The 26,308-nt window shown below is 64.5% G+C and carries 26 protein-coding genes; 15 read left to right on the top strand and 11 right to left on the bottom strand.

All coding sequences use genetic code 11. The features are described from left to right. The first annotated feature begins 110 nt into the window (after positions 1-110). A complete protein-coding gene (locus tag ASD80_RS12675; RefSeq protein WP_056233343.1) occupies positions 111-1,301 on the top strand; it encodes an NAD(P)/FAD-dependent oxidoreductase in 1,191 nt (396 codons plus the stop codon). 136 nt (positions 1,302-1,437) lie between these two features. On the opposite strand, the gene ASD80_RS12680 is transcribed toward ASD80_RS12675, so the two are convergent. Beyond that, the gene (locus ASD80_RS12680; protein WP_056233345.1) at positions 1,438-1,998 is read right to left on the bottom strand and encodes a hypothetical protein; all 561 of its coding nucleotides are present in this window, start codon (positions 1,996-1,998) and stop codon (positions 1,438-1,440) included. 165 nt (positions 1,999-2,163) lie between these two features. Between ASD80_RS12680 and ASD80_RS12685 the strand changes: the two genes are divergently transcribed. Both ASD80_RS12685 and ASD80_RS12690 read left to right on the top strand, forming a co-directional pair. Continuing rightward, complete coding sequence (locus tag ASD80_RS12685) at positions 2,164-3,171, top strand: LLM class flavin-dependent oxidoreductase (protein ID WP_056233347.1); 1,008 nt, start codon at positions 2,164-2,166, stop codon at positions 3,169-3,171. 197 nt (positions 3,172-3,368) lie between these two features. Next, a complete protein-coding gene (locus ASD80_RS12690) occupies positions 3,369-4,592 on the top strand; it encodes a GGDEF domain-containing protein (RefSeq protein WP_056233349.1) in 1,224 nt (407 codons plus the stop codon). Here the strand turns inward: ASD80_RS12690 and ASD80_RS12695 are convergent. The 3 genes from ASD80_RS12695 to argC all read right to left on the bottom strand — a co-directional run bounded on the left by ASD80_RS12695 (position 4,589) and on the right by argC (position 6,826). Beyond that, positions 4,589-4,978 (bottom strand): RidA family protein, encoded by a 390-nt coding sequence (locus ASD80_RS12695; protein ID WP_056233351.1) that lies wholly within the window; start codon positions 4,976-4,978, stop codon positions 4,589-4,591. The two genes, ASD80_RS12690 and ASD80_RS12695, sit on opposite strands and share 4 nt — an antisense overlap. An 8-nt stretch (positions 4,979-4,986) precedes the next feature. Further along, positions 4,987-5,592: a 3-isopropylmalate dehydratase small subunit gene (gene leuD / locus ASD80_RS12700; RefSeq protein WP_056233353.1), complete on the bottom strand. Its 606-nt coding sequence runs from the start codon at positions 5,590-5,592 to the stop codon at positions 4,987-4,989. A gap of 283 nt (positions 5,593-5,875) precedes the next feature. Further along, positions 5,876-6,826: an N-acetyl-gamma-glutamyl-phosphate reductase gene (gene argC, locus ASD80_RS12705; protein ID WP_056233355.1), complete on the bottom strand. Its 951-nt coding sequence runs from the start codon at positions 6,824-6,826 to the stop codon at positions 5,876-5,878. A 133-nt stretch (positions 6,827-6,959) separates the two neighbouring features. Between argC and deoD the strand changes: the two genes are divergently transcribed. The 6 genes from deoD to ASD80_RS12735 all read left to right on the top strand — a co-directional run bounded on the left by deoD (position 6,960) and on the right by ASD80_RS12735 (position 12,032). After that, entirely contained in the window at positions 6,960-7,670 is a 711-nt protein-coding gene (gene deoD / locus ASD80_RS12710) for a purine-nucleoside phosphorylase (RefSeq protein ID WP_056233358.1), read from the top strand. A 143-nt stretch (positions 7,671-7,813) separates the two neighbouring features. Then, entirely contained in the window at positions 7,814-8,437 is a 624-nt protein-coding gene (locus ASD80_RS12715; RefSeq protein WP_056233360.1) for a hypothetical protein, read from the top strand. Positions 8,438-8,668: 231 nt separating this feature from the next. Beyond that, the gene (locus ASD80_RS12720; protein WP_056233362.1) at positions 8,669-10,012 is read left to right on the top strand and encodes a hypothetical protein; all 1,344 of its coding nucleotides are present in this window, start codon (positions 8,669-8,671) and stop codon (positions 10,010-10,012) included. Then, on the top strand, positions 10,009-10,827 hold the full coding sequence (locus ASD80_RS12725) for a hypothetical protein (protein ID WP_244489000.1): 819 nt from the start codon (positions 10,009-10,011) through the stop codon (positions 10,825-10,827). The genes ASD80_RS12720 and ASD80_RS12725 overlap by 4 nt, the downstream gene beginning before the upstream one ends. A gap of 76 nt (positions 10,828-10,903) precedes the next feature. Continuing rightward, the gene (locus ASD80_RS12730; protein ID WP_056233363.1) at positions 10,904-11,194 is read left to right on the top strand and encodes a hypothetical protein; all 291 of its coding nucleotides are present in this window, start codon (positions 10,904-10,906) and stop codon (positions 11,192-11,194) included. 175 nt (positions 11,195-11,369) lie between these two features. Continuing rightward, positions 11,370-12,032, top strand: coding sequence for a CPBP family intramembrane glutamic endopeptidase (locus ASD80_RS12735; protein WP_056233365.1), 663 nt, complete (start codon positions 11,370-11,372; stop codon positions 12,030-12,032). Here the strand turns inward: ASD80_RS12735 and ASD80_RS12740 are convergent. Next, positions 12,020-12,415: a hypothetical protein gene (locus tag ASD80_RS12740; protein ID WP_056233496.1), complete on the bottom strand. Its 396-nt coding sequence runs from the start codon at positions 12,413-12,415 to the stop codon at positions 12,020-12,022. The two genes, ASD80_RS12735 and ASD80_RS12740, sit on opposite strands and share 13 nt — an antisense overlap. Before the next feature lie 168 nt (positions 12,416-12,583). Between ASD80_RS12740 and ASD80_RS12745 the strand changes: the two genes are divergently transcribed. Continuing rightward, positions 12,584-13,849, top strand: coding sequence for a Glu/Leu/Phe/Val family dehydrogenase (locus tag ASD80_RS12745; RefSeq protein WP_056233368.1), 1,266 nt, complete (start codon positions 12,584-12,586; stop codon positions 13,847-13,849). Positions 13,850-14,102: 253 nt separating this feature from the next. Then, a complete protein-coding gene (leuB, locus tag ASD80_RS12750) occupies positions 14,103-15,203 on the top strand; it encodes a 3-isopropylmalate dehydrogenase (protein WP_056233369.1) in 1,101 nt (366 codons plus the stop codon). A 205-nt stretch (positions 15,204-15,408) separates the two neighbouring features. On the opposite strand, the gene rpsP is transcribed toward leuB, so the two are convergent. The 5 genes from rpsP to ASD80_RS12775 all read right to left on the bottom strand — a co-directional run bounded on the left by rpsP (position 15,409) and on the right by ASD80_RS12775 (position 21,336). Then, positions 15,409-15,834, bottom strand: a complete 426-nt coding sequence (gene rpsP / locus ASD80_RS12755) for a 30S ribosomal protein S16 (RefSeq protein WP_056233373.1) — start codon at positions 15,832-15,834, stop codon at positions 15,409-15,411. Positions 15,835-15,864: 30 nt separating this feature from the next. Beyond that, positions 15,865-17,448 carry a signal recognition particle protein gene (gene ffh, locus ASD80_RS12760; RefSeq protein ID WP_056233376.1) on the bottom strand — a complete coding sequence of 528 codons (1,584 nt, stop codon included), beginning with the start codon at positions 17,446-17,448 and terminating at the stop codon, positions 15,865-15,867. A gap of 211 nt (positions 17,449-17,659) precedes the next feature. Further along, positions 17,660-19,090 carry a methyl-accepting chemotaxis protein gene (locus ASD80_RS12765; RefSeq protein ID WP_162247357.1) on the bottom strand — a complete coding sequence of 477 codons (1,431 nt, stop codon included), beginning with the start codon at positions 19,088-19,090 and terminating at the stop codon, positions 17,660-17,662. Between the two features lie 75 nt (positions 19,091-19,165). Beyond that, positions 19,166-20,380 carry a GNAT family N-acetyltransferase gene (locus ASD80_RS12770; RefSeq protein WP_056233381.1) on the bottom strand — a complete coding sequence of 405 codons (1,215 nt, stop codon included), beginning with the start codon at positions 20,378-20,380 and terminating at the stop codon, positions 19,166-19,168. Beyond that, on the bottom strand, positions 20,377-21,336 hold the full coding sequence (locus ASD80_RS12775; protein WP_056233383.1) for a hypothetical protein: 960 nt from the start codon (positions 21,334-21,336) through the stop codon (positions 20,377-20,379). Before ASD80_RS12775 ends, ASD80_RS12770 begins: the two co-directional genes overlap by 4 nt. Positions 21,337-21,668: 332 nt before the next feature. Between ASD80_RS12775 and dapF the strand changes: the two genes are divergently transcribed. The 4 genes from dapF to ASD80_RS12795 all read left to right on the top strand — a co-directional run bounded on the left by dapF (position 21,669) and on the right by ASD80_RS12795 (position 25,748). Next, complete coding sequence (gene dapF / locus ASD80_RS12780; RefSeq protein WP_244489001.1) at positions 21,669-22,571, top strand: diaminopimelate epimerase; 903 nt, start codon at positions 21,669-21,671, stop codon at positions 22,569-22,571. Next, positions 22,571-23,836: a tRNA (N(6)-L-threonylcarbamoyladenosine(37)-C(2))-methylthiotransferase MtaB gene (gene mtaB, locus ASD80_RS12785; protein ID WP_056233384.1), complete on the top strand. Its 1,266-nt coding sequence runs from the start codon at positions 22,571-22,573 to the stop codon at positions 23,834-23,836. The genes dapF and mtaB overlap by 1 nt, the downstream gene beginning before the upstream one ends. Positions 23,837-23,856: 20 nt before the next feature. Then, positions 23,857-25,038: a signal recognition particle-docking protein FtsY gene (gene ftsY, locus ASD80_RS12790; protein WP_056233386.1), complete on the top strand. Its 1,182-nt coding sequence runs from the start codon at positions 23,857-23,859 to the stop codon at positions 25,036-25,038. Between the two features lie 92 nt (positions 25,039-25,130). Next, complete coding sequence (locus tag ASD80_RS12795; RefSeq protein ID WP_056233389.1) at positions 25,131-25,748, top strand: septation protein A; 618 nt, start codon at positions 25,131-25,133, stop codon at positions 25,746-25,748. A 37-nt stretch (positions 25,749-25,785) separates the two neighbouring features. Here the strand turns inward: ASD80_RS12795 and ASD80_RS12800 are convergent, their stop codons facing one another. After that, a complete protein-coding gene (locus tag ASD80_RS12800; protein ID WP_056233390.1) occupies positions 25,786-26,190 on the bottom strand; it encodes a DUF1761 domain-containing protein in 405 nt (134 codons plus the stop codon). Positions 26,191-26,308: the final 118 nt, after the last annotated feature.

Consider the following 26,308-nt stretch of genomic DNA (forward strand, 5'->3'; position numbering starts at 1 on the left):
ATGAGGGCTACTTACACCTCGGTGCAGCAGCCCTCATGGTGAGGCGGGAGCACTTGCGACCCTCGAACCACGAGGGCGTGGCACCATTTCGCCACTCCAAGGATTGAGCCATGCCCCATTATGATGTCGTGATCCTTGGCGCCGGTGCCGCCGGCATGATGGCCGCCATCGAGGCCGGCAAGCGCGGCCGGCAGGTGCTGGTGGTCGATCATGCCAAGTATGCCGGCGAGAAAGTCCGCATTTCGGGCGGCGGACGCTGCAATTTCACCAATATCAATGCGACCACGGACAAGGGCCGTGACCGGTTCCTGAGCGACAACCCGCGCTTCGCGCTCTCCGCGCTTTCCCGCTACACGCCGGAAATGTTCATCGCCCTGGTGCGCCAGCATGGCATCGCCTTTCACGAAAAGACGCTGGGACAATTGTTCTGCGACGGGCCGGCGACGCAGATCAACACCATGCTGTTGGGCGAAATGCGCAAGGCCGGGGTGACGCTGGTGCTGGAAACCGGCGTCGAGAGCGTGAGCCGGGACGAGAGCGACTTTGCCGTGCAGCTCACCACCTCGTCCATCACCTGCGAAAGCCTCGTCGTCGCCACCGGTGGCAAATCCATTCCCAAGATGGGCGCGACCGGCCTGGGCTATCAGCTCGCCACCCAGTTCGGCCTGCGACTGACCGAGACCCGCCCGGCCCTGGTGCCGCTGACCTTCGAGACCGGGGCGCTGGAAAAGCTCAAGGACCTTTCGGGCATCGCCACCGACGCCATCGTCAGCCATGGCAAGACCGAATTCGAGGAGGCCCTGCTGTTCACCCATCGCGGCCTCAGCGGCCCGGCCATCCTGCAAATCTCGTCCTATTGGCGCGAGGGCGACGCCATCTCCGTGGACCTGCTGCCGCATCAGCAGGCCGGGGAAGCGTTGCGCGCCGCGCGCCGGGCCAGCCCCAAACTGCAGGTACAGACCGTGTTGGGCAACATGTTGCCAAAGAAGCTGGCGCAACTGCTGGGCGAGGAGCTGGACCTGCCCGGCATGATCGGCGATTTCTCCGACAAGAAGCTGGCCGCCGTTGAAGCCATGCTGAAGGGCTGGACGCTGAAGCCCGTGGGCTCGGAAGGCTATCGCACCGCCGAAGTGACCCTTGGCGGGGTCGATACGCGTGATCTCGACGCGAAAACCATGGCGGCGCGGAACGCGCCTGGCCTCTACTTCGTGGGCGAAGTGGTGGACGTGACCGGCTGGCTGGGCGGCTACAATTTCCAGTGGGCCTGGGCGTCAGGCTGGGCGGCCGGGCAGGTGGCCTAGCCTTACCTCTCCCTTGGGGGAGAGGTCGGCCGAAGGCCGGGTGAGGGGGCCTTTCCCGAGCACAGTATCAAGAAAAGGCCCCCTCACCCGCCTTGCTTCGCAAGTCGACCTCTCCCCCAAAGGGAGAGGTGAAGAGCTAAAACCGAAACCCCAGTCTTACCCCGACATTCGTGTTCGCCCGCGTCACCCCGCAGGTGCCGAAATCAGGCAGGTGCTCCACCGTGCCGATCAGGGAGGCGCCCAGCGGCAGGTTGACGCCGACGCTGCCGGCCACGCGCAGGCCGACGCCGCAACCGAAATTGCGCGCCGGATCGTTCTGCGGTGCGCTGAACATGGCGCTGCGCACCACCCCGCCGGCGCTGGCTTCCACGAAAAGCGGCAGCACCGGCGCCTGGAAGGTCCAGCTCAACCCGGCATAGCCGTAGGAATCCTGGCCGCGAAAGCTCATCGTTGCGCCCAGATGCGGCCGGAGCTCGCCGATGACCGACCAGGCATTGAGATCGGGCACGGCAAACAGCAGTTCGACATTGGCATCGCCGATGCGATTGGGGTCGAACAGATTGCCGCCGCCATCGACGCCACGCATGCCGACGCCACCCCGGATTTCGGGAAGCAGGTTGAACTGCGCCTGGGCGGCCGGGGCCGCCAGCAGCAGCAGCGCGACGACAAGGCTCAGGCGATGAATGAGATGGCGCATGGGGAGGCTCCTTGCCGTCAATCTTCGATTGAGCTTGCTCGATGGACGGTCGGCAAGATTTGACTAAAATTGTAATGAACCAGACCCTAACAGGGGCGATCTGGCATCTCGCTTTCATCGCATTTTGCCGATAGAAGGCGGTGATTGCCGGAAAGGAATATTGCCATGGTCGCTCCCTTCGCCCTGTCACTGCAGGATCTCGCCCCCATTGCCGAGGGCACCAGCACGGCCCAGGCCATGGCCGAAACCATCCTGCTGGCGCAGGAAGCCGACCGGCTGGGCTATACCCGCCTCTGGTATGCCGAGCATCACGGCATGCCCTCCATCGCCTCCTCGGTGCCGGAAATCCTCATCGGCAGCGCCGCGGCGCATACGGAAAATATCCGTGTCGGCTCGGGCGGCGTCATGCTGCTCAATCATGCGCCTTTGCGCATCGCGGAGGCTTATCGCACCCTCGAAGGCCTCCATCCCGGCCGCATCGACCTCGGCATCGGCCGCGCACCCGGTGGCGACGGCTATGCCATGCGCGCCTTGCGCAGCGGCGGCGGCGAGGAATTTTCCGCCTATCTGGCTGAACTCATGGCCTTTGACGAGGATGGCTTTCCGCCCGACCATCCGTTTTCGCGCGTGCCGGTATCGCCCGGTGGTATCAGGCTGCCGCCGATGTGGCTGCTCGGCTCGTCCGGCGCCAGCGCCCAGGCGGCCGGGCAATTGGGCATCGGCTATGCCTTTGCCGCCCATTTCAGCCACACGCCCCCTGCCCCGGCCTTCGAGGCCTATCGCCATGGCTTCAAGGCGACCGAAGCCTTCCCCGTACCGAAAACCATGCTCTGCGTCTCGGTGATCTGCGCACCCACTGATGAGGAGGCACAATATCTCAGCCGCTCGCAGGCAGTGAGCTGGGCTTTGTTCACCACCGGCGAGCAGCGCAAGCTGATGAGCCCGGAGGAAGCCCATGCGCGGGTGCTGACGCCCCAGCAACAGGGGATCATCGACCATCAATCGAGCCTGTGGATCGTCGGCTCGCCCGCAACGGTGCGCGACGCCATCGCCGAAAAGGCCGAAAGCTGCGCCGCCGACGAGGTGATGATCACGACGACGGTACATAGCTATGAACTGCGCCGGCGATCATACCAGTTGATTGCCGAGGCCCTCGGGGTGGCGGCGAGGTGATAGTTTTTCTGTTCCGCATACCCGATGTCATCCCCTCGCGGGATCTCGGGATGGGCCGCCCCGGCTCAAGGCCGGGGTGACACCGCATATATGGCGAGCGATGTGAACCACGCCGCCCATCAAATTTCATTCCCCGTTAACCTCTCGTTTCGCACCCGCCGCTACCATGCGCGCAACTGACGTTTCCGGGTTATGCCATGAGCGCCGCTGCCTTCGTTCTGGCAATCAATCTCTTCATCGCCGGCATCTTCGCCACGGCCTTCGGCGTGGTGGCGGCCTATGCCAGATCGGCCGTCGGCGCCCGCTGGCTGGCGCTGGCCTATGGGCTGGGCATGGTCAATCCGGTGCTCGAATTCATGCTGCCCGGACAGCTCGATCCGCGGCCGGTGGGGCTGGCCATCTTTGCCACCTTCCTGTTCGCCATCAGCCTCTGCGTGGTCGGCCTGTCGCGGCATTACCGGCTGGCGCCGCCCTGGCGCACGCTCGGGCTCATCGTCGCCGTGTCGCTGGCGGTCAATGTCGCCATCATCGACATGCCGCGCGCTTCGCTGCTGCGCGGCCTGCTCTACCAATTGCCCTATTTCCTGGTGCAACTGGTCGGCGTGGCCGTGATCGTGCGCTATCGCCATCGCCAGGCGCTCGACATGGCGCTGCTGGTGCTGTTCGCCGTTGGCGGGCTGCAATTCGTCTCCAAGCCGGTACTGGCGGCGATGCTGGGATCGGGCGCCACGCCGCAGGCCTATATCGGCTCGACCTATGCCGCCATCTCGCAGAGCCTGGGCGCCATGCTGCTGATCGCCAATGGCCTGCTGATGCTGCTGATCATCGTGCGCGACGCCATGGCGGAAATCACCGCGCGCTCGGAAACCGATACGCTGAGCGGTTTGCTCAACCGGCGCGGCTTCGAAGATCGGGCCGACCGGCTGCTGGCAACGACATTGCGGGCCGGCGTACCCGGCGCCATGGTGGTGGCCGACCTCGACCACTTCAAGGCGATCAATGACAGCCATGGCCACGAAGCCGGCGACCTGGTGATCCGGGCCTTCGCCGAGGTGCTGGAGGCCACGGCCGACGAACGCGCCGTGGTCGGCCGCCTGGGCGGCGAGGAATTCGCGGTCTTCATTCCGGGTGCCAACATGGCGACAGCCCGGCTCTATGCCGAGGGTGCGCGCGTGGGGTTTTCCAGCCTCTCCATCGCCAATCTGGGCCCGGATCGGCGCGTCAGCGCCAGCTTCGGCGTGGCCCAGCTTCGCGCCGGGGACAGCCTGTCCGACCTGTTGCGCCGCACCGATGCAGCGCTCTACGAGGCCAAAAAGAGCGGCCGCGACCGCGTCTGCATCGCCGGACCGGAAGAATTGCCGCCACGCCTCGCGCCCCCTCGCAGCGAACGCCGCCGCGGCTCGCGCTCGCCCCAGGCTTAGCTGGCGGCAGCGCCGATACGGGCGGTCACCTCGATCTCGATCTTCATGCCGGCTTCGATCATCTGAACGATCAGCATACTGGCGGCCGGGCGAATATCCCCAAAGACCGGACCCACGGCCTTGACCACGGCATCCACATCGTCGCGATCGCCGATATAATAAACCACGCGCACCGTGTCCTGGATGGAGGAGCCGGCTTCCCTGAGCGCCTTGTCGATCGTGGCCAGCGCATTGGCCGCCTGTGCCCCGACATCATCGGGCATGGTCATGCTGGCATAGTCATAGCCCGTCGTGCCCGAGACATAGACCGTGTCCTCGTGCCGCACGGCACGGGAATAGCCGAAGGTCGCCTCGAAGGGCGAGCCGGTGGAAACGCGCTGCACCATTATTGCCTCTAGAGCCAGGGGCGGTCGGCCGCCATCTTGTTTTCGAACGTGGTGATCGACGGATCGGACTTGAGCGTGCCGGCAATATCGTCGAGGCCTTCGAGCAGGATCTGCTTGCGGCTCGGATCGATATCGAAATGCAGCGTACCGCCATCCGGACCCTTGATGGTCTGGGCCTCGAGATCGACGGTCAGCGTGGCATTGGAGCCGCGTTCGGCATCATCGAGCAGCAGTTTCAGCTGTTCAGGTGTCACAACGACCGGCAGAATCCCGTTCTTGAAGCAGTTATTGTAGAAAATGTCGGCAAAGCTGGTGGAGATGACGCAGCGCACGCCGAAATCGAGCAGCGCCCAGGGGGCATGCTCGCGCGACGAACCGCAGCCGAAATTGTCGCCCGCCACGATAATGGTGGCCTTGCGGTAGCCCGGCTTGTTCAGCACGAAATCGGGATTTTCGGTGCCATCCTCGTTATAGCGCATCTCGCTGAACAGCGCGGTGCCGAGGCCGGTCCGCTTGATGGTCTTGAGATACTGCTTGGGGATGATCATGTCGGTGTCGATATTGATGATCGGCAGGGGCGCCGCGACACCGGTCAGACTGGTGAACTTGTCCATGAGGAAACCTCGCTTTGACGAAGGTCTTTGCGCAAACTGAGGTTCCGGTCAAGTCAGAAGCGTACTCTTGGGTACGGTAGGGCGGGATTTGAGAGTGCCACAACCCCTAAGTCCCCTTCTCCCCTTGTGGGAGAAGGTGCCCGAAGGGCGGATGAGGGGGCACCGAGCCATCTAGATGATGAGAAGCATGGGCGGACGCAGACCCCTCACCCGGTTTTCCGCTGAACGCGGAAAACCGCCCCCTCCCACAAGGGGCGAGGGGGATCCTGCGCTCGAAGGAAGATCAGGCCGCCAGGCTCTCTTTTGCACTGACGCCCAGCATCAGGTTGAGGTTCTGCACGGCCGCGCCAGAGGCGCCCTTGCCCAGATTGTCGTAGACCGCCACCAGCACCGCCTGAGCGCGGGAGTCGTTGGCGAAGACATGCAGCGACATGGTGTTGGTGCCGTTATGCGCCTGCGGATCGAGCGCCGGAGTCTTGGCGATCTCCTCGTAGGGCGCCACCACCACGAAGCTGTCCGCGATGGCAGAGAAATGCTCGGCGATCGCGGCATGCAGCTCACGGCCCGTCGGCACCCGTGCCAGCTGGCCCAGTTGCAGCGGTACGAAGGTCGTCATGCCTTGGGCGAAGTCGCCCACGGTCGGCACGAAAAGCGGGGCGCCGGAGAGGCCAGTATAGCGCGTCATTTCGGGCACATGCTTGTGCTGGAAGGTGAGGCCATAGGGCATGAAGTGGCTGGCGCCGTCACCGGCGGCCTCGTACTCGGCGATCATCTGCTTGCCACCGCCGCTATAGCCGGAAATGCCGTTATAGGTGATGGCTAAATCGGCCGGCAGCAGGCCGGCCTCGACCAGCGGCCGCACCGTGGCGATCAGCCCCTGCGGCCAGCAGCCTGGATTGGCGACGAAGCGCGCATTGGCGATTTTCCCGCTCTGGCCCTTGTCCATTTCGGCAAAGCCGTAAGCCCAATCCGGATCGACGCGGAAGGCCGTGGAAGCATCGATGACGCGGGTGGTGCCGTTCTCGATCAGGCCGACGCTCTCCCTGGCCGCGTCGTCGGGCAGGCAGAGGATGGCGATATCGGCCGCGTTGAGCAGGCGCTTGCGCTCGTCCTGATCCTTGCGCTTGTCGGCAGCGATGGAGAGCACTTCGAGGTCGCGCCGGCCGGCCAGGCGCTCGCGGATCTGCAGACCCGTGGTTCCGGCTTCGCCATCGATGAAAATCTTCGCGACCATTGGCGTTCTCCAGATGCGGCAGCGTAAATGGACCTCCGACATGTCGAGGTCAAGACGGCAGGCCACGGATGGTTGCAGTGCGTGGCGCGCAATGGCATTGCTTTGACCAAGTGGACAAAAACGAGGAGCCGCCATGACCCCCCATAACCACGCCAAGCAAGGTGACTATGCCGAAGCCGTGCTGCTGCCGGGCGACCCCCTGCGCGCCAAGTGGATTGCCGAGACCTTCCTGGATGATGCCAAGCTGGTCAATTCGGTGCGCAATTGCCTGGGCTATACCGGGACGTGGAAGGGCAAGCGGGTTTCCGTGCAGGCCACGGGCATGGGCCAGCCCTCGCTGTCCATCTATGTGCATGAGCTGATCAATAGCTACGGGCTCAAAACGCTGATCCGCGTCGGCACTTGTGGTGGGCTCAATGCCAGGGTCAAGGTACGCGACCTGATCCTGGCGCAGGCCGCTTCGACCGACAGCGCCATCGTGCGCGACCGCTTCGGGCCGTATAATTTCGCCCCCATCGCCGATTTCGGCCTGCTGCGCGCGGCGGCGGAAAAGGCCGAGGCGGCGGGGATGCGCTACCATGCCGGCAATATGCTGAGCAGCGACATCTTCTATCATGCCGACGGCTTTGCCGGTTACGACAAGCTCCCCGACCATGGGGTGATCGGCGTCGAAATGGAGGCGGCGGCGCTCTATACGCTGGCCGCGCGTTTCGGGGTCAAGGCGCTGACCATCTGCACCATGACCGACTGCCTGATCACCCATGAGGAAATCGACGCCAATGAGCGGCAGACCTCGCTCAAGGAGATGGTGACGCTGGCGCTGGATGTGGCGGTGGAGGCCTAGGCTCGCCAAACCGCGCTTCAGCAGACCTCATCCTGAGCTTGTCGAAGGACGAGGTCGTGGCAATATGAGGAGCCCGACCTCGTGGTTCGCCCTTCGACACGCTCAGGACGCTCACCATGAGGTCTCATAAGCGAGGCCAAGCCATGACCGTACTCGACCGACTCTCCGGCGCGCTGGACCGGCGCGATGAACAGCCCAATGTGGACCTGGCCGAGGATATCGTCGCCCGTGAAGACATGGCGGCGGTGGCCGAACTTGCCGCTGCCGTGCATTCGGGGCCGGCGCGGCAGGCCAATGATGCGCTCAAGGTGCTCTACGAGGTCGGCGCCCGCAATCCGGCCCTGGTGGGCGGACAATGCCCCGTCTTTATCGAGGCGCTGAAAAGCTCGAACAACCGCAAGGTCTGGGGCGCCATGACCGCGCTCGACGCGGTGGCCGAGCAGCGCGCCGCGACTTTGGTTGCCGAATTGCCGGCCATTATCGAGGCGGCCGACCGCGGCTCGGTCATCGCCAAGGACCATTGCAATTCGATCCTGGTGAAGCTGGCGCGAGCCGGTTATGGCGACAAGGCCGTGCCGATCCTGGTGGAGCGACTGAAACATGCCGCGCCCAACCAGTTTCCCACCTATGCCGAGCAGACGGCGACAGTGCTGACGCCGGAGCAGAGGCCGGGGTTTCTCGCCGTGCTGAAGGACAGGCTGAGCAAGATTGGGCGGGACAGCAAGCGCAAGCGGGTGGAAAAGCTGCTGCGGAAGCTGAACGGGTAAAGGCACGCCCTCGTGGTTCGAGGGTCGCTGCGCTCCCGCCTCACCATGAGGGCTACTGGGATACCGCGCTAGAAGTAGCCCTCATGGTGAGGTGCGAGTTTCTTCACGAGCCTCGAACCACGAGGGCGTGGCAGCAACCTCACGCTACCGTCATTAACCCCGCGCTCTATCCGCCTACATCTTGCCGCCATCGCTGTGTTAACCTCCTGGTAACATCGGGGCCCGGAACACATGCAGCTCAAACCCAACGCCTATCGCCTCAACGAGACCGTCCGGGGCGTCGAGACGATGACCCGCTTTGCCTTGGCCGTGCTGGCTTTGGCTTCCGGCGTCTATACCTATCTCGGCGTGCGCGGCCTGCTCGATGGCTCGGCCAGCTTCGTCTTCTTCGCGGCGGTGATCTATTCGGCCGCCGTATCGGTGGCCATCTATGCCTTCTGGAGCTTCATGCTGCGCTTTGTGCCGCTGGTGACGTCAGGCGTGCAGCGCATCGCGCTCTTCCTCACCATGGCGGTCGGTTGCGCCATGATCATTGCCATGTCGAGCTGGCTGAATGCGGCGGCTTTGGCCGGTTCGGCCGCGCTGGAACAGCATATGGCGGTGACATTGCAGGGCTATGCCGAGGACCTGGACCAGGCCCATGCCAATGCGCTGGCCAGCCAGAGCCTGCTGCCCGACGTGGAGCGCGCCGCCGAGCGCTTTGCCGGGCTGGCGGCCGACGAGCGCGAAAGCGGCGCGCTGACCGGCACCACCGGATCGGGCAGCGTGGTGCAGTTGCTCACCCAGATGAGCACGCAGATGAGCCAGCTTGCCGCCACCATTACCGGCAGTCGTGACGAGGTGGCCCTGCTGTTCGAACAGGGTTCGGCCCGGCTGGCCACGATGCGCGAACTGGTTTCGACCCCCGGCGCCATCGAGCCCCGCGCCGACAGCTTCCAGGCCGAGGCGGTACAGCTTTCCGCCGTTATTGCCGCCCTGCAGCAGACCGATGTCGCCGCTTCGGTGAAGCGCGCTTCGGCCGATCTTTCGGCAGGTTTCATCGCCCCGGTGGCCGATGGCCGCTCCGGCGATCTCGCCAGCCGCCAGGACCAGGTGATGGAGACCGTGCGCGCCTCGGTCGCCGCGCAATCGGCGGCCCTGACCGCGGCGGCCGACGAAATTCTCGTCACCCCGGCCGTCGAGCAGCGCCGCTTCGTGCCGCTGTCCAGCGCCGAGGCCGTCTTGCGCTACTGGCAAGACTTCATTCCGAGCTGGGCCGGCGCCATCTCCATCGACCTGCTGCCGGTGGTACTTGTGCTGGTGCTGATGATCGTGCATGACGCCATGCGGCGCGACTCGGCCTCGCTGGAAGAAGCCGAGAACATCACCGCCGCCGAGATGCTGCGCGCCATGGCGCTGTTCCGCCAGATGGAAGCGGCCGGCATCGATGTGGCGACCGGTCGGCCCCGCGCCGAGCCCGATCCCATGGTGCCCGAACCGGCGGAGGAAGTGGCCGAAGCGCCGGTCGAGGATGGCAAGGTAACCCCCATCGATGCGGCGCAGCACAAGCGCACCGATACGACCCGCCCGGCATGAAGACCGAGGCCAATGCCCGTGTGGCCAGTGAAAGCGGTTCACTCTACCAGCGGACGGTCGGCGCCATTGCGAGCGTCGAGGATGGCGCCATCCTGCGGGTGGCGTTTTTCGCCCTGCTGGCCGGCACGGCCTCGGTGCTCTATGTCGATTTTCGCGAACTGACCGCCAATGAGGGCGCGGCTTTGGCCATGCCCATGCGGCCCATCCTGCCGCCTTACGATCCGGCGGGGCCCGATGACGCCAATGCGCCGAATGTAACCACCAGCCCCGAAGTGCTTGAACAGCCGCTGGAAATCGCCCTGGCGCCCGGTGGAGAACTGCGCCTCACCGGCTCGATCGACCTCGGTTCGGCCACCCGCTTTGCCGCCGAGATTGCGGCGCGCGGCGAATACGCCCAGACTGTGGTTCTCGATTCGCCCGGAGGATCGGTCGTGGATGCACTCGCCATAGGCAGTCTGATCCATGAAAAGGGCCTTGCCACCAAGGTCGCTGCCGGCTCGCTTTGCGCCTCGTCCTGCCCCATCATCTTCGCCTCCGGCGCCAGGCGCATCGCCGGCGCTGAATCCGCCATCGGCGTCCACCAGATCTATGCCGCCGCGCTTTCGGGCGATCCGCAGAACGCCCTGCGCGTGGCCGGCACGGCCATGAGCGACGCGCAATCGACCACGGCCGAGATCATCAGCCACCTGACGAAAACAGGGGTCGACCCAGCGCTCTGGCTGCATGCGCTGCAAACCCCGCCGGACCGGCTCTATTACTTCAGCCCCGAGGAGATGACGCGTCTCAACCTTGTCACCGAACTGGACGACAATTGATCCCGAAAACGGGGAACCGGTGGAGGACCGGGCTCGTTTTGTGAGGTTAGCAACCATATTTTGGAGGGGAGGCCACATGACCCAGATTCACACGCTCACGCGCCATCGCGACATCCAGAACTGGGTGACCGACCGGCACGGCATTCCGGCGATCGCGCGGGTGCGCAACAGCTTCGGCGAGGAACGCGCCCAGCTCAAGTTGAGCTTTCAGCGGCGCCTGAAACGGCAGATCGAAAGCCAGGATGACGGCATGAGCCCCTGCTCATGGACCGCCTGGCTGGCCGAACTCGACCGCCAGCAACTGGCACTGAAAGTCGATCTGGCGGCGGACGACTTTGAACTGGTGGACCGCAGCCAGGCGAATTGAGTTGGTAGCGAAGCCCCCTATTTGACCCACCCACAGTCGCCTCCCGCGGATCAAGTCCGCGGGAGGCGATTGTGGATGTGGAGAGATCGTGGGTGCCCGGGCACCCAACCCAAGCAGCATTGCCCAATCCCCCATCTTCTGACTCTATGCGGGTTCACCGGAACGACCCGCCCCCATGACCCGAGCCCAGATCGCCCTCGTCCTGCATGCGCTGGCGCTGATCGCGGTGCTGGCCTTCATCGTGCCGGCGCTGACCCAGGCGCTGGGCGGGCCGCGGGGATTTCTGCTGGCGCTGGTCGTCTATTGGCTGGGATTCTGCCTGCCGGTGATTTTCTTTCATGTGCGCGGGCGGCGCGGTCCGCGCCTTTATTCCGAAAAATTGGCCTGGCGTGACTGGTTCGTGCCGGGCCTGCTCCTGCTGCAGGTGGGCCTTGTCGCTCTGGTGGCTTTCGTGCCCAACACCGCGCTGCTGACCACCCATGCCGCCATGCTGGCTGGGGTGGTGGCGCTGATCAATGGACCACTGGAGGAAATCGCCTGGCGCGGCGGTTTCCTGACCCGCTTTGCCGGGCGGCCCCGATTGGGCTTTGCCCTGAGCCTCGTGCTGTTCACCGCCTGGCACGTGCCGTTGACGCTAAGTCACGGCATCGTCTTTGACGGCGGCTGGCTCTATCTCGTCGGCGGCGCGGCGGCCCTGGGCCTTACCTGGAGCTGGATCGCCTGGCGCACCGGCTCCGTATTCTGGGCCGCCTTGGCCCATGTGCTGACCAACGCCATCACCTTCTGGGTGCTGTTCGATCATAACGGCTTCGTGCAGGCCCTCGGCTACCAGCCGTAATCGAGCACGGTCAGCGTGCGGGTACGGCCGTCATCGAGCCATTCGATGGATGAATTGCGGCGCATGCCGATCAGTGCCGCGCCGACCGGGCCCAGGATCGGCACACTGCCTTTCTCGCCGAAGGCACGGTTGGGATAGATCAAACGCCCGATCCGCGTCAGCGGCTCCTCGTCCAGCCGGAACATGACGCGCTGGCCCATGGAAACCCCAGCCGGATCCCAGGGCTGGCAGACCTCCGCCCGGTTCAGCTCGCGCTCCAGATAGGCCGAGACATAGGGCATGGTCATGCTGACCCGCTCGGCGAGCAACATGACACGATTATAATCGTCGGAATTGACCAGGATTTCGGGCAGCGGCTGCGAGGGGAACACGTCTGGGCTCATCGGTTCGTCATATTCTGACATTGCTGAGGGAAAAATGCACCGTCAATAGGCGTTTGGCATCAAATCTATGCAATTTGCGTCAGCTTTATTGACCTAAGCCCGCCGTCATGGCAAATCTGTGCCGCATAATTATGCGCTATGCACAATTTCTGGACATAAAGGCCAACCATGACCGACGACACCCTGCTTGACCGCGCCTTGATCCGCCTCGAAGAGGCCGCCAGCCACCTCCAGATCGACCAGGATGTCATCGAGAAGCTCAAATATCCGCGCGAGACCACCAAGACGCGGCTGCTGATCCGCATGGATGACGGCTCGCGCAAATCGTTCCTGGCCTGGCGCTGCCGCTATGACGACACGCGCGGCCCCACCAAGGGCGGCATCCGCTTCCATCCCGATAGCTCCATCGAGGAAGTCGAGACGCTCGCCTTCTGGATGACCTTCAAATGCGCCGTGATGAACCTGCCCTATGGCGGCGGCAAGGGCGCCGTGCGGGTCGATCCGCATACTCTGTCCAAGACCGAGCTGGAGCGCCTGTCGCGCGCCTATATGCAGGCCTTTGCCACCACGGTCGGCCCCGACCGCGATATTCCGGCGCCCGATGTCTATACCAACGCCATGATCATGGGCTGGATGGCCGACGAATATAACCAGATCACCGGCTCGGTTTCCCCCGCCGTCATCACCGGCAAGCCCATCGCCCTGGGCGGCTCGCTGGGCCGCACCGACGCCACCGCGCGCGGCGGCTTCTATCTGGTGCGCCACCTGGCGCAGGAACTGGGCCTCTCCGGTTCGCGCACCGTCGCCATCCAGGGCTTCGGCAATGCCGGCCAGTATTTCGCCCAGCTGGCCGATGAGGATGGCAATAAAATTGTCGCTGTCTCCGACTCCACCGGCGCCATCCACAAGCCCGATGGGCTGGATGTGGCCCAACTGATCGCTGGCAAGACTGCCGGCCGGCGCGTGGCCGACATGGCTGCCGAACTGGGCGCTACGGTCATTCCGTCCGACGACCTCATCGCGGTCGATGCCGAATTGCTGGTGCCGGCGGCTTTGGAAGAGATGATCACGGCGGACAATGCCGCTTCGATCAAGGCCAAGGTGGTGTTGGAACTGGCCAATGGCCCGGTGACCGCGGAAGCCGACAAGATCCTCACCGACAAGGGCATCATCGTGCTGCCCGATATCCTGGCCAATGCCGGCGGCGTCACCGTGTCCTATTTCGAATGGGTGCAGAACCGGCAGGGCTTCTACTGGGACCTCGAGGAAATCCACGCCCGCCTCAAGAAGATGATGGAACGCGAAGGCCGCGCCGTCTGGGCCATCGCCCAGGACCGCGGCGTCTCGGTCCGCTCGGCCGCCTATATCCACGCGCTGGGGCGTCTGGCCACCGCCATCGAGGCGCATGGCACCCAGCCCTTCTTTGCGGGTTAGAATCGTACTACCTCCCCACACCACCGGGCGGCACCTCCCCCTTGACGGGGGAGGTTGGGAGGGGGTGTTGAGAGCCCCGATATCCGGGCTAAACACCCCCCACCCTTGATCCCTCCCCGCAAGGGGGAGGGTGTCGACTGGGACAGAGTGGTCCAATAGTCTTCCATTTGCGACAGCCCTGCCCTTGCGCGCCGGGCAGGAATCCCGCTATGTGCGCGGCAAAGGCGTAACCACCAGTACGGCGAGGACTTCCATGGCCACCCATTCCCTATTCCTGCTGCCCGGCGACGGCATCGGCACCGAGATCATGCTCGAGGTGGAAAAGCTGATCGCCTGGACCAATGCCGAACAGCTCACCGATTTCTCGACCGATTCCGGCCTGGCCGGCGGTTCGGCCTATGACAAATACCAGGTCGCCATCACCGACGAGGACACCGAAAAGGCCAAGGCTGCCGATGCGGTGATCTTCGGCGCCGTGGGCGGGCCGAAATGGGACGATGTGCCCTATGAGCACCGCCCGGAAGCCGCCCTGCTGCGCCTGCGCAAGGAGATGGCCGTGTTCGCCAACCTGCGCCCCGCCATCTGCTACCCGGCTTTGGCCGACGCCTCCTCGCTCAAGCGCGAACTGGTGGAAGGCCTCGATATCCTGATCGTGCGCGAGCTGACCGGCGGCGTCTATTTCGGCGAACCCAAGACCATTGCCGATCTGGAAAATGGCCAGAAGCGTGCCGTCGATACCCAGGTCTACGAAACCTATGAAATCGACCGCATCGCCCGTGTCGCCTTCGACCTGGCCCGTACCCGCAACAACAAGGTGCATTCGGCCGACAAGAAGAATGTCATGAAGTCGGGCGTGTTGTGGGACGAAGTGGTCAAGGGCGTCGGCAAGGACTATGCCGATGTGGAACTGCACCACATCCTGGCCGATAACGCGGCCATGCAACTGGTGCGCAATCCCAAGCAGTTCGACGTCATGGTCACCGACAACCTGTTCGGCGACATTCTTTCGGACGTTGCCGCCATGCTGACCGGCTCGCTGGGCATGTTGCCCTCGGCCTCGCTGGGCGCTCCCGATCCGGCCACCGGTAAGCGCAAGGCCTTCTACGAACCGGTGCACGGCTCGGCCCCCGACATCGCCGGCAAGGGCATCGCCAACCCCATCGCCATGATCGCCTCGGTCGCCATGGCCCTGCGCTACAGCTTCGGCATGATCGAGCTGGCAACCAGGATCGAAAACGCCATCTCGGCCGTCCTCAGCGATGGCCTGCGCACCGGCGACATCGCCCAGGACAACCGCAAGACGGTGGGCACGGAAGAAATGGGCGCGGCGATTCTGGGTAAGCTGAAGGCCTAAAACCCCTCAGTCGACACCTTCCCCCTTGCGGGGAGGGATCAAGGGTGGGGGCGGTTGGCCCCAATATCCATCGTGGCTCTCGACACCCCTCCTAGCCTCCCCCGTCAGGGGGCGGTACCGCGCAGTGGCTGTGACGACATCGCACCCAAAAACAAAAAAGCCCCGGCGCTCGCGCACCGGGGCTTTCGTATTTTCGGCGCCGGACTTATTCGGCGGTGGTTTCCGCAGCAGCTTCCTCGGCCGGAGCTTCCTCGGCCGGAGCTTCCTTGGGTGCGTTCTTGGCTTCTTCCACGGCGGCGGCCTTGGCAGCGCGCTCATCGGCGCGGGCCACGGCCTTTTCGCCCGGCTTGGCCTTGTTGGGGTTGTTGCGGACATCGCGCTTGGCAACGCCGGCTGCGTCGAGGAAACGCAGCACGCGGTCGGTCGGCTGTGCGCCAACGTCAAGCCAGTGCTTGGCCCGCTCGGCGTTCAGAACGACGCGGTTTTCAGCATCCTTGGCGAGCAGCGGGTTGAAGGAACCCAGGGTTTCGATGAAACGACCATCGCGGGGCGAGCGGGCATCGGCGACAACGATGTGGTAGAATGGGCGCTTCTTGGTGCCACCACGGGAAAGACGGAGCTTGAGGGCCATTTTGGGATCCTTGAGTTTAGATTGAAACGACTATTTCTTCTTGCCCAGGCCAGGAAGGCCGGGGAAACGGGGAGCGCCACCGAGACCGGGAAGCCCGGTGCCGGAGGACTTGAACAGGGCGCCGACATCGTTGGGCAGCTTTTCGGCGAGCTGGGGGGTCTGCACCGAAGGCAGGCCCTTGAGCTGGTTGGGATCGATGCCGGCCTGGCGGGCCATCTGCTCAAGCTGGGCCGGGTCCATCTTGGACATGTCGGGCATGCCGCCGAGCATATTGCCCATCTTGCCGCCGAACATGCCGCCCAGCGCACCCATGCCACCCTTGCCGACCTTCTTCATCATGTCGGCCATCTGGCGGTGCTGCTTGGCCAGCTTGTTGATCTCGGAAACCTCGACACCGGCGCCGGCGGCGACGCGCTTGCGGCGGCTGGCATTGAGCAGGTCGGGATTGGCGCGCTCTTTCTTCGTCATCGAATTGATGATGGCGATCTGGCGATCGAACACCTTCTCGTCGACTTTGGAATTGGCCATGGCCTTCTTGAGCTGGCCGGCGCCGGGCAGCATACCCATGAGCCCGCCCATGCCGCCCATCTTCTTCATCTGGATAAGCTGGCCACGCAAATCCTCGAGGTCGAAGGAGCCCTTCTTGAGCTTCTTGGCCATCTTCTGCGCGTCTTCGGCAGAGACGTGCTCGGCGGCTTTTTCGACCAGCGAGACAATGTCGCCCATGCCCAGGATGCGGTCGGCGATACGCGAGGGATGAAAATCCTCCAGCGCATCCATCTTTTCGCCGACGCCGATCAGCTTGATCGGCTTGCCGGTGGCCGCGCGCATGGAAAGCGCCGCGCCGCCACGGCCATCGCCATCGACACGCGTCAGCACGATGCCGGTGACATCGAGCCGGCTGTCGAAGCTGCGCGCGACGTTGATGGCGTCCTGGCCGGTCAGCGCATCGACCACCAGCAGGATTTCATGCGGGCTGGCGATGGCCTTGATCTCGGCCGTTTCGGCCATCAGCTCTTCGTCGATATGGGTGCGTCCGGCCGTATCGAGAATGAGCACGTCATAGCCGCCCAGACGTCCCTCGCGCTCGGCACGGCGGGCGATCTGCACCGGGGTTTCCGATGTGACGATGGGCAATGTATCGACGCCGACCTGCTCGCCCAGCACCCGAAGCTGCTCCATGGCGGCCGGACGGCGGGTATCGAGCGAGGCGAGCAGAACCTTCTTCTTGTTCCGCTCGGTCAGCCGCTTGGCGATCTTGGCGGTGGTGGTGGTCTTGCCCGAACCTTGCAGGCCCACCATCAGCAGCGTCACCGGCGCCTTGGCATTGAGATCGATGGTAACGGCATCGGAGCCCAGTACGGCAACCAGCTCGTCATGGACGATCTTGACCACCTGCTGGCCCGGCGTCACCGAGCGGGTGACTTCGGCGCCGACGGCGCGCTCCTTGACCTGCTCGACAAAGGCCCGGACCACTTCGAGCGACACGTCGGCCTCGATCAGCGCCCGGCGGATTTCGCGCATGGCGGCATCGACATCGGCCGCATTCAGCGCGCCCCGGCCACGAAGCCCATCGAAGATTTTGCCAAGCCGGTCTGAAAGGCTCTCGAACATATTTTGGTCCTTCTCTGCGGGGTCGTCCCGCGAGACATAGGATCCATCAGTCCAAACGCCAAACCCACCCGCGGGCGCAACGCGCTGGCGGATGGTGGCCTCCGGGATCGGTTTATACCCTTAGGGGTCCCGGTCGGCTGGTCAGGAACGAAGCCTGATGAATGGGCCAGCGTTTAGGGGAAAGGGGCCGCAGAGTCAAGGAAGCGGCGGCTCAAACCTTGAACGCCACCCGCAACCCGCCCCAATGTCGGCCATTGACCGTGATCGGTGCCGAGCAATCCTTCATCAGCGCAAATTGCCCGCCGCCCATGTCGCGCCGATAGGTCTGCAGCAGGAAGGGGCGGGTCGAACGCCCGGCCGACAGTCCGGTCCGGTCGTTGAAGATGCGCCGGTTGCGGCAATTGGCGGCGTTCCACACCGGATCGCTGCCCTGCTTCTGGGAATAGATCGTGTTGTGGGTCGGCAGATAGCCATTGCGATCCACCGCGGCGCAAAAGGCGATGCGCTTGTCGAAGCCCAGCACCGGCTCCTGCACTTGGGGCAGCACGCGATCGGCAAAGGCGTTGAACCGGGTCAGCACCTGCTTGGGATTGCTGCCGGGGACCTCGCGATAGGCCTCGTCGAACAGGTCCGCCATGCTGATCTGCCCCTGCGCCACCGCGGTAGAGAACAGCTCGGAAATCTCGTCGGCCTTGGACCGCGCCAGGTCGATAAAGGCCGCATCGGCGGTTTCAAAGCCGCTCTGCACCAGGAACAGCATGAACTCTTCGGAGATCGACAGGATCGATTGCGTGCGCTTTTCGGCCTGGGCCAGGTGACCGCGACCCGCAGCCACGCCATCGGCCAAAGCCGAGAGCTCCCCCTGCACGGTCTCGAAGCCCGTCACGGACTGTTCCACCGGCTGCGCCATGGCGTCGATATCGGTGACCAGCCGGTCGACCGAGCCAACCAGGTCAGCCAGCGTTGCGCTCGCCTCGGCCGCGGCGCCGGAATCGGCCATGGCCTGCTGCGCCGCTTCGGCATTGCCGCCGGCCTGCGCGCCCAGCGCGCCCAAGGCCTGGGTCAACTGCTCGAGATTGCTGCTGGTCTGGCTCGAAAAGCCGTGAATCTGGTCGGCCAGTCCCTTGACCGCGTTGGCGATGATGGCGAAGCCCCGGCCCGCCTCGCCGGCCCTTGCCGCCTCGACCGAGGCATTGAGCGCCAGCAGCTTGGTTTCCCGCGCGATCTGGGCGATGGCGGCACTGGCCGCCTCGACATTGCGGATGGTGCCCGATACGCCGTCTAGCGTAGTCTTGATGCTCATGGCCCCGTCCGACAGGGTCGCCATCGTATCGGCGGTGCGCGTCACCGCACCCGATACCGCCGCCGTGCTTTGCGTGAGAATGGCGCGCACTTCGGCCGCCGCCGTGCGCGTCGTCGTCATCGAGCGGCCGAGCTGGCCCGCCGCGGCATTCATCTCGCCGGCCGCAGTGCGAGCCGCCTCGGCCTGCAATCCCTGTTGCTGGCTGATCGCCGACAGATCCGAAATCAGCCCGGCGACATCGGCGATCTCGACACCCAGCCGCCCGGCGCGGTCGCCGATATCGGTCTGGCGCATGCCATCGGCATGCTGCATCGCAAGTCCTTGAGTACTGGCCGTCATGCGTCCCCTCCAGAGCGGCATCGGGGAAGCCTAGTACGGAATGGGTAAGGAAGGATTAACCCTGTTTTCGTGCCGCTAGAGGCTGCGGCCCGCCAGCCTGACGGCCAGCGCCCGCAGGCCGGCCGGCATGCCGAGCACGGTTTTCTTAATGAAGGGCCGCAGCGTCCTGTCCCAGAGATTGAGCACCAGCACGCCGCGCGGCGTGACCGGCAGGGCATAATCCTTCACCTCGACGACCTCGGTGGCCCAGGTGAGCTTATAGGGCATCACCGGCACCATCAGGTCGGCACCATCGAGCCCGCGCTCGGCGCAGGCATGGATGACTTCGCCTAAGTGCAGCTTGCCGGGGCTTTCATCGGAATTGGAGAAGTCGCGGCTGGCGACGAAGGCGTAATAGCGCTGCTTGTGGACGAAGCCCCACTGCTCGGCGACCGGCTCGTCATTGTGGCGCAGCGACATGGCCATAACGGGCAGGTCCGGCCGCTGCGCCAGCGCCGTGCAGAAGGTAACAAAGGCGGCATCGCGGAAGGCGCGGGAGCTGAGGCCCTGGTCGCGCAGGCGCCCGGCCCGGCCCGACAGCGTCCGCTCGATAACGCCGAGCGTGTCCTCGGCCCGTTCGGCGACATGGTGGGTCACCGCGCCGTCGCGCTCCAGCCGGTTGCGGGCATTGCGCATGTTCTTGCGCGTCTTGGGCTTGATGGTCTGGAAATAGGCCGCATAGTCCGCGAAGGCGCTGAGCGCCACATAGGGCGCACCCTGCTCGGCCCCCGTGACCAGGTGATTGGCCGGCATACCGCGGGCCAGCAGGCTGTCGCCGCGCACCTTGAGGAAGCTGACCGCATCGCAGGGCGCCGCCTTGATGGCGGCACGCAACAGGCGCGCCACGGCATCGCGCGGCTCGAGCCCGGCGGCAACCAGCACATCGGAATATTGGCTGAAGGCATGGCCGAGCGGCGCCAGCACGGTACGGGCCCTGGTACGGATGCGCTCGAGCGGCAGCACCGCCACCAGGCGCTGGCCATCGCTCAGCGTCACCACAACCGGGTCGAAGGCGGCATTGCCGCGGGCGGCCTCGAAATCGAAGATGGCCCTGGCCCAGCCGCTGCCCTGGAACAGCAGGGCGCCATCGACCTGGGCTTCGAGCCCTTCCCATTGATACGCCATGGCGTCGAAGGCCTCGCGCGTCCGTACCACCGCGGCGCGCAACGCACAGACATCGGCGCCAACGCGATCGGCGGCGACAAGGCGCCGCCGTTCATCGGTTCTGGGAAGGACGCCGAGCGAACTCATTTGCTGAAGGAATAACCCTCGATGTCGCGCACCCCTTCGGGGGCGGTCGGATCGACCTGGAAATCGACCGTATAGACTTTTCTCTTCTGCGGATTGAGCGGGGTGAATTTGACGGCCGCGGCAGTCGCCAGCTTGGCGAGGTAGGACAGGCCCGTCACCTGCTGGCTCAGCTTTCCCATGCCCAGCCTGGAGCGCAGGAAGCCGTTGGCATAGTTGACCGCGTAATGCTTGCGCAGCTCGTCGGTCCAGTGCTCGGTGGTGAAAGAGACATTCATCATGTTCTCGTTGACCACGCGATGCGGTCCGTTGAGCGGCCAGTGCAGCATCTTGCCGGCTTCGAGCATATGCACTTCGGCATAGTCGTCATACCAGCTCTCATAAGGCATGTCGGTTTCGCGGAGCTGGCCGAGAATGAGCTTTTCCAGCGCCGTCTGCGAAATGAACGGCTTGCTGGCCGGATAGACGAACACCTTCTTGGTGCCGCGCACCTGCCACAGGCTCTGGCCGGGCACGTCCGAATGGTACTTCACCGAAACATTCGGCGAGGAAATGAGGATGGTCAGGTTCCGCTTGTAGCTCCTGAACCCGGGAACACGCTCCTCGAATTCGGCATAGAGGCTGTCGAGCAGTTCGCCATAGGCCGGATCGACACTGGCCGGCGCGGTGAGATTGACCCAGATATTGCCGGTCCTGACCACGTCGAGCACTTCGTGGCCGGTCAGGCCCTTGATTTCGCCCTCGCGGCGCTTGGGCGGATTGCCCGGCGTCTTCTGCGAATAATTGACGTGGTAGGCCTCGCGCGGCGACTTGTCGATCAGCCGCGCCAGCGCGTCGTCGCTGAACAGCGGCGAGGCAGCCAGCCGATGGCTCAGCGCCAGCGAGTGATGGCCCCACAGGGACGGAAAATGCGGCTGCCAGTCAGTGATGATCTGGTCGGACTGCATGGTCATGTTCATGGGGCCGGGCTCCAAAGCAGGGACGGAATGGGTCGATCCTCGTTCATCTGTCTGGAAGGTAACCGACAAGCTCAGCTTTGGCGCGCCCAGACTGCTGTGCTGGTTAAGGCGCCATGAAGTGCGAAACCCTTACAAAATATGAATATTTTTAGATTTTGCGCCGTCTCCTGCCGGGTGAAGTTCCCTTCTCCTTGTCGCGGGCGATCGCCTATGGAGTGGAGCAGGCTCACCTCTCCCCTGAGGGGAAAGGTCGGCGCGCAGCGCCGGTGGGGGTGTTTGGGCACGGACTGGCAATTTTCTCTCACATCCGCCATATAGAGCGCGAAAAGTGTATGGATGCAGTCGGGCGAGGCAACCAATTGAGCGGCGTGCCGTTTCTCAAGATGAACGGACTGGGCAACCAGATCATCGTGGTCGACATGCGCGGCCGTGCCGATCGCGTCACGTCCGCCGCGGCTATCGCCATCAATGCCGCCGCCGGCACCAAGTTCGACCAGATCATGGCCATCCATGATCCGCGCACGCCCGGCACCGCCAACTATATCGAGATCATCAATTCGGATGGCTCCATCGCCCAGGCCTGCGGCAATGGCATGCGCTGCGTGGTGCAGACTCTCACCGCCGAGCAGGGCCGGCAGCGTTTCACCTTCGAGACCGTCGCGGGCATCCTCTTCGGCGAGACCCGCGACGACGGCATGATCACCGTCGACATGGGCACGCCGAAATTCGCCTGGTACGACATCCCCCTCAGCGAGGAATTTGCCGATACCCGCAAGATCGAGCTGCAGATCGGGCCGATCGACGCGCCGGTTCTGCATTCGCCCTCGGTCGCCTCGATGGGCAATCCGCAGGCCACTTTCTGGGTCAACCAGGATGTGTGGAGCTACGCGCTCGACCGTTTCGGGCCGCTGCTGGAAAACCACCCCATCTTCCCCGAACGGGCCAATATTTCCATCGCACAGGTGATGGCGCCGGACAGGATCATCCTTCGCACCTGGGAACGCGGTGCCGGCATTACTGAGGCCTGCGGCACTGCCGCCTGCGCCGCCGTGGTCAACGGCGCCCGCACCCGCCGCACCGCCCGCGCTGCGACCGTCACCCTGCCCGGTGGCGATCTGTTCGTCGAATGGCGCGATGACGACCATGTGGTGCTGACTGGCCCGGCCGAGCTGGAATGGACCGGCACGCTCGACCCGGCCAGCGGCATCTGGGCGCGCAACGAGGTTGCGGCCTGATGGCCGTCGAAACCCTGACATTCGGCTGCCGGCTCAACGCCTATGAAGCCGAGGTGATGAAGAGCGAGGCCGAAAAGGCCGGGCTCGACAATGCCATCATCATCAATACCTGCGCCGTGACATCAGAGGCGGTGAAGCAGGCCAAGCAGGCGGTGCGCAAGGCGCGTCGCGATAATCCGGCAGCCCGCATCATCGTCACCGGCTGCGCCGCCCAGACCGAGGCGCGCAGCTTCGGCGACATGGCGGAAGTCGATCTCGTTATCGGCAATGCCGACAAGCTGAAGGCCGCCAGCTACACCCCGATGGTGTTCGGCACCCCGCTCAACGACAAGGTGCAGGTCAACGACATCATGAGCGTGCGGGAAACCGCCGGCCACCTGATCGAGGGCATGGACGGCCGCGCCCGCGCCTTCGTGCAGGTGCAGAATGGCTGCGACCACCGCTGCACCTTCTGCATCATCCCCTTTGGCCGCGGCCCCTCGCGCTCGGTGCCGATGGGCATGGTGGTCGAGCAGGTCAAAAAGCTCGTCGCCAATGGCTACCGCGAAGTGGTTCTCACCGGCGTGGACATCACCTCCTATGGCCCCGACCTGCCCGGCAACCCCACTTTGGGCAAGCTGACGCAATCCATTTTGCGCTATGTGCCAGACCTGCCGCGCCTGCGCATTTCCTCGATCGATTCCATCGAAGCCGACGAAGCGCTCTATGACGCTGTGGCAAGTGACCGCCGGCTGATGCCGCATCTGCATCTCAGCCTGCAATCGGGCGACGACATGATCCTCAAGCGCATGAAGCGCCGCCACAGCCGCGACGACGCGCTGGCCATCGTGAGCAAGCTCCGCGCCCTGCGTCCCGACATGGTGTTTGGCGCCGATATCATCGCCGGCTTCCCCACCGAAACCGACGCCATGTTCGCCAACACCCTCGCTATCGTCACCGAGGCGGACCTGACCTATCTGCACGTCTTCCCCTATTCGCCGCGCGAAGGCACGCCCGCTGCCCGCATGCCGCAGGTGAGCAGAAAAGTGGCGCGGGATCGCGCGACACTGCTGCGGGCCGAGGGCGACAGGCAGTTCCAAAAACTCTGCGCCAGCCGCATCGGCGCTATCGAAAATGTGCTGATCGAGCGCAACGGGCTGGGCCGCACCGAACAATTCGTGCCCGTCGCCGTGCCGGGGTCGCAACCGGGCGAGCTGCTGACCGTTCGGGTTACGGGCACTGCTGCTGATGGGCTGATCGGCGAAGCGCTACGCGAAGCCGCCTGAATACGGACCAAAGGCAAAAAATGACCGACAAGAAGCCGGGATTCTTCAAGCGCCTCTTCGGCGGCGAGCCGCCGGTGCAGCCTCCTGCGCCGCCCGAGGCGCTGCCGGAACCGCCGGCGCCCGAGCCGGTCGCGCCAACGCCCGCCCGGCCTCCCGATATGGTGCCGGAGCCCGAACCCGCTCCCCTGCCCGGCCCGCCCGAAACCACGCCCGACTATGTCGAGGACATCGCGGACGAAACCCCGCTCACCCCCGCGGTAGCGGACCTGCCCGTCGAAGCGCCGCGCCAGGGTTGGTTTGCCCGGCTGGCCACCGGCCTCAAGCGCTCGTCGGACCAGCTCAGCGGCTCGATCACCTCGGTCTTCACCAAGCGCAAGCTCGACGCGGCGACGCTGGACGAGCTGGAGGACGTGTTGATCCAGGCCGATCTCGGCATCGAGACCGCCATGGCCATCACCGAGACCTTGCGCCGCGACCGCTTCGACCGCGATGTGTCGGGCGAAGACGTCCGCGCCGTACTGGCCGCCGAAGTCGAAAAAGTGCTCGGCCCGGTGGCGCAACCGCTGGTGATCGACACCGCGCAAAAACCCTTCGTCATCCTGATGATCGGGGTCAACGGCTCGGGCAAGACCACCACCATCGGCAAGCTGGCGCAGAAACTGGCCGCCGAGGGCAGGTCGGTCATGCTGGCGGCCGGCGATACGTTCCGCGCCGCCGCGATCGAGCAGTTGCAGGTCTGGGGCCAGCGCACCAATGCGCCGGTCATCACCCGCCCCGCCGGCGCCGACGCTTCGGGCCTCGCCTTCGATGCCGTGACCCAGGCCAGGGCCGAGGGCCGCGACGTGCTCATCATCGACACGGCGGGCCGTTTGCAAAACCGCGACGAGCTGATGAACGAGCTCGAAAAGATCATCCGCGTCATCCGGAAGGTCGATCCATCGGCACCGCATGCGACGCTGCTGACGCTGGATGCAACCACCGGGCAAAACGCGCTCAGGCAAGTGGAAATCTTCGAGAAACGCGCAGGCGTGACTGGTCTGGTGATGACCAAGCTCGACGGCACCGCCCGCGGCGGCATTCTCGTCGCCATCGCCAGAAAATTCGGCCTGCCGGTGCATTTCATCGGCGTCGGCGAAAGCGTCGGCGATCTCGAACCGTTTACGGCCAGCGACTTCGCGCGGGCCATTGCCGGGACGGAATAGCCCCAATCTCACCACGCTTGAGGACTATCCCGCCCTTGCATCACCCGGCGCTTGCCCTCACATTGCATTGCGTCGAACCGAAAGCCTTGCCCATGACTGAGAAAGCCGAGCCGGAAATCAACTGGGACGAGCTGCGCCCCCAGCTCACCAAGATGGCGCTCGAACTGGGCCCGCTCGTCGTGTTCTTCATCGCCAATGCGCGCGCCGACATTTTCGTGGCCACCGCCTGGTTCATGGGCGCCATGGTAATCTCGCTGGTGCTGACCTGGCTGATCCTGAAAAAGATCGCCATCATGCCGCTGGTGACTGGCGTCGTCGTGCTGGTCTTTGGCGGCCTGACGCTGTGGCTGCAGGACGACACCTTCATCAAGATCAAGCCGACCATCACCAATTCGCTGTTTGCGGTGGTGTTGCTGGGCGGCCTGCTGTTCGGGCAGTCGCTGCTGAAATATGTTTTCGGCGACGTCTACAAGCTGCGCCCCGAAGGCTGGAGCAAGCTGACGCTGAACTGGGGCCTGTTCTTCGTGGTGCTGGCCATTATCAACGAAGTGCTGTGGCGCAATTTCTCGACCGATATCTGGGTCGCCTTCAAGGTCTGGGGCGTGATGCCGCTGACCGTGATCTTCTCGATCACCCAGGTCGGGTTGCTGAACAAATATGCGCCGCCGGCCGAGCCCAAGCACGTGCCGCCCATCGTGGTGGAGAGCTGAGATTCTTACCTCTCCCCCTGGGGGAGAGGTAAGAGGCTCAGCCGAACACCCCGACAATCGCGCCGTCGATCAGAAGCACGGCCAGCAGGTAGCCGCTGTCGATCAGCGTGAGCGACCAGCGTGCGCCGTGATAGCGGTGGTTGAGCACCATGGAGGTGACGACAAAGCCCAGCCACATATGGGCGCCGACGATCAGCCCGTTGGTGACGCTGAGCGAACCCATCAGCAGCGGCGTCAACAGGGCGATGAAATAGGCCATGACCAGCAGGCAGACCACCGACCACAGGTAGGGCGTGTAATCGGCCTTGTCGATGTCCTCGGGCCTCTTGCCGATGGCGGCAGTCCACTGCCGGGCCAGCACCATGTACCAACCGGCCCCAAAACCCCAGCTCACCACGGTCGCCAGAATGACGGCCAGCCAATTGACGGCGAAATGCGACATGATTGATCTCCCCCGAAGCGCTGTTGCGCGGGGGAAGAATAGCGCCGAGAGCGCCGGCAGCCTAGGGTTATGGTGATATAACCTCTATCGGCTCCTGCCCTCCCTCCCCCTTGAGGGG

It is taken from the genome of Devosia sp. Root635 (assembly GCF_001427605.1).
GTDB lineage: Bacteria > Pseudomonadota > Alphaproteobacteria > Rhizobiales > Devosiaceae > Devosia.